This window comes from Dankookia sp. GCM10030260, from assembly GCF_042666655.1.
Lineage (GTDB): Bacteria > Pseudomonadota > Alphaproteobacteria > Acetobacterales > Acetobacteraceae > Paracraurococcus.
In genome coordinates this window covers 1-2728 of record NZ_JBHTDE010000064.1, presented here as the reverse complement: position 1 = coordinate 2728, position 2728 = coordinate 1, and the positions used below count along the sequence as shown (strand labels likewise).

4 protein-coding genes are annotated in these 2728 nt (G+C 69.9%); all 4 read right to left on the bottom strand.

Translation table 11 applies throughout. The features are described 5' to 3' along the window. Positions 1 to 52: 52 nt before the first annotated feature. From ACFQS7_RS30765 to tnpA, 4 genes are read right to left on the bottom strand one after another with little or no spacing between them, the layout of a single operon-like run. A complete protein-coding gene (locus ACFQS7_RS30765; RefSeq protein WP_380070954.1) occupies positions 53 to 259 on the bottom strand; it encodes a hypothetical protein in 207 nt (68 codons plus the stop codon). A 2-nt stretch (positions 260 to 261) separates the two neighbouring features. Next, positions 262 to 1851 carry an IS66 family transposase gene (gene tnpC / locus ACFQS7_RS30760; protein ID WP_380070955.1) on the bottom strand — a complete coding sequence of 530 codons (1590 nt, stop codon included), beginning with the start codon at positions 1849 to 1851 and terminating at the stop codon, positions 262 to 264. A 42-nt stretch (positions 1852 to 1893) separates the two neighbouring features. Continuing rightward, complete coding sequence (gene tnpB / locus ACFQS7_RS30755) at positions 1894 to 2241, bottom strand: IS66 family insertion sequence element accessory protein TnpB (RefSeq protein ID WP_099780963.1); 348 nt, start codon at positions 2239 to 2241, stop codon at positions 1894 to 1896. Next, positions 2238 to 2624 carry an IS66-like element accessory protein TnpA gene (tnpA, locus tag ACFQS7_RS30750; protein WP_380070953.1) on the bottom strand — a complete coding sequence of 129 codons (387 nt, stop codon included), beginning with the start codon at positions 2622 to 2624 and terminating at the stop codon, positions 2238 to 2240. Before tnpA ends, tnpB begins: the two co-directional genes overlap by 4 nt. Positions 2625 to 2728: the final 104 nt, after the last annotated feature.

The following is a 2728-nucleotide window of genomic DNA, read 5'->3' as shown; positions in this document are numbered from 1 at the left end:
GTACCCATCCGGCCAAGGCCGCGGTTGGTGCGGGCCGGGGTTTTGGCGACGCTCACCGCTTCTGATCGAGGCTGAGTTCCTTGAGGCTTTCGATGCCGCGGTCGGTGAACCCGAGCGTGACACGGTCGTCGGTATCGCGGATCCAGAGGCAGCCGTCTTCGGGCTCGAGCTGCTCGGCGAGCTCCTCTAGCCATGCCTCATCCTCGCCAAGCATCTCGGCGACGCGGGCGATGGTGAATACATAGCTGGGTGCGGCCACGGTCAGGCCGCCTTGGCGACGGCGGCGTCCTGGGCCTGCTTCCAGTTCCAGGGCAACAGCTCATCCAGCCGCGAGGCGGGATGGTCGGCGATGCGGGCCAGGACATTGGCGAGCCAGGCGCGCGGGTCGACGCCGTTCAGCTTGGCGGTGATGATGAGCGAGTACATCGCCGCGGCCCGGTCGCCGCCACGATCGCTGCCGGCGAACAGCCACGACTTCCTGCCAAGGGCAATGCCGCGCAGCGCTCGTTCGGCGGCGTTGTTCGTCAGGCAGATCCGGCCGTCGGTCAGAAACCTGGTGAAGGCATCCCAACGCGTCAGCATGTAGTCCATCGCCTTGCCGACCTCGGCATGCCGCGACATCCGGCCCCGTTGCTCCCGCATCCAGGTTCCGAGTTCGGCGATCATCGGGGCGATCTGCGCCTGCCGGACGGCGAGGCGCTGCTCGGCGGGCAAGCCGTTGATCGTCCGCTCCGCGTCAAAGATCGCGTCGATCCGCCGCACCGCCTCGGCCGCCAGCGGCGCGCGGTCAACCTCGGCGAGCTTGAACAGCTTGCGCCGGCCATGCGCCCAGCATGCAGCCTCGCTGATCGGCCCCGGCTTACGCACCGACGCGTAGAGGGCGTTGTATCCGGCATAGGCATCGGCCTGCAGGATCCCCGTGTAGCTGGCGAGGTGCCGCTGCGGATGCTCAGCCGTTCGATCCCGGGAGTATCGGAACATCGCGGCCGGTGGCTCCGGTCCACCAAAGGGCCGGTCATTGCGGACATAGGTCCAGAGCCGGCCGGTGATGGTCTTGCCCCGCGCCAGCACGGGCACGGTGGTGTCGTCGCCATGCAGCCGCGCGGCGGCCAGCACATGGGCGTCGATCAGGGCCATCAGCGGCGCCAGGTTGGCGGTGCAGGTGCCGACCCAGTCGGCGAGGGTCGAGACGCTGAGTTCGATGCCCTGCAGGGCATAGGCGTCGCTCTGGCGGTTCAGCGGCTGGTGCTGGCCGAACTTGGCCTCGAGGATCATCGCCAGCAGGTTCGGCCCCGCCCGGCCGCGGGCGATGGGGTGGAACGGCGCCGGCGGCTGGGTGACGGTCTCGCAGGCGCGGCAGGAGAACCGCTCGCGGACGGTCTGGATGACCTTCCACCGGATCGGCTCGGCCTCCAGCGTCTCGGTGATGTCCTCGCCCAGCTTGGACAGCTTGCCGCCGCAGCAGGGACAGGCGGTCGGGCTTGGCAGGACGACCCGCTCGCGCGGCAGGTGGGCCGGCAGGGGTGCCCGCACTGGCTGGCCCCGGGCCGGCTGGTCAGGGCGCCGGCCGCGTTCGTCCTTGGCAGCATCCTCCGCCTTGGTGGCGTCCTCGCTGGCGGCTGCGACCAACTCGCCGAGTTCGAGTTCCAGCTGGTCGAGCAGCTTGCGGCCGCGCTCCGAGGAGGCGCCGTACTTGTCATGCTTGAGCCGGGCGATCAGCAGCTTGAGGTGCGCCACCATCGCCTCGGCGCTGGAGGCCCGTGCCTCGGCCTCGCGCCGGGCCGACTGCTCCGCCGCCAGCGCGGCGCGCAGCGTGTCGATATCGGCGGGGATGCTCTCCGGCACGGGCATCACGGCAGAAATTGAATCATACCTGGCGCCCGCCTGCCAGCCTTATCCGGCGACCTCCGGACGCCAGGTCCGTTGCGGATTCCGCCAGTCGATGCCGTCCAGCATGTAGGCCAGCTGCGACCCGGAAATCGCCACCGCGCCATCTGCCGGCGGCGGCCAGATGAACCGGCCGCGCTCCAGCCGCTTGGCATAGAGCGACATGCCGAGCCCGTCATGCCAGACGATTTTCACCAGGTCGCCGCGGCGGCCCCGGAACACGTAGAGATCGCCGGCATGGGGATCACGCCCGAGCGCCTGCTGCACCTGCAGCGCCAGGCCGTTCATGCCGCGCCGCATGTCGGTGTGGCCCGCCGCCAGCCAGACCCGGACACCAGAGGGAACCGGGATCATCCGCGCAGCGCCGCCATCACGCGCCGCAGCGCGGCAGTGCTGATCCCCTCGGCAACCCGAACCGCCGTGCCGTCGGGCAGCACGATCTCGATGCGGCTGTCCGCCTGGTTCTCAGGGTCGATGGGCGCCGCAGCCACCGGGCCCTGCGGCTCTGGCGCGGGCAGTTCCGGCACGATCCTCAGCGGCAGGAAGCCCGGCGCATCGGCCACCAGCTTGCCGCGCCGTTGCGCATCCCGCCACTGCCACAACAGGCCACGGCTCACATCATGCCGGCGCGCCACGTCGTTAAACCTGGCGCCCGGCTCGTCGAGCTCGGCCAGGATCCGCAGTTTTTCCTCATCCCGCCAACGGCGGCGCCGCTCGACGCCGGTGATGATCTCCATCCCGCACCCCACCCGCTGCCCTTAACGGCGCTCGAAAGAACGCCCGTAAGATCAGAAGGCAGGTTCAGACTAATCCCGGTAGGCGGCCCTCTGCGGATGGGTAC

Bases quoted from the DNA above. Each gene is read 5' to 3' on its own strand.
- tnpC (WP_380070955.1), bottom strand. From the start codon at position 1,851: ATGCCCGTGCCGGAGAGCATCCCCGCCGATATCGACACGCTGCGCGCC.
- tnpB (WP_099780963.1), bottom strand. From the start codon at position 2,241: ATGATCCCGGTTCCCTCTGGTGTCCGGGTCTGGCTGGCGGCGGGCCAC.
- tnpA (WP_380070953.1), bottom strand. From the start codon at position 2,624: ATGGAGATCATCACCGGCGTCGAGCGGCGCCGCCGTTGGCGGGATGAG.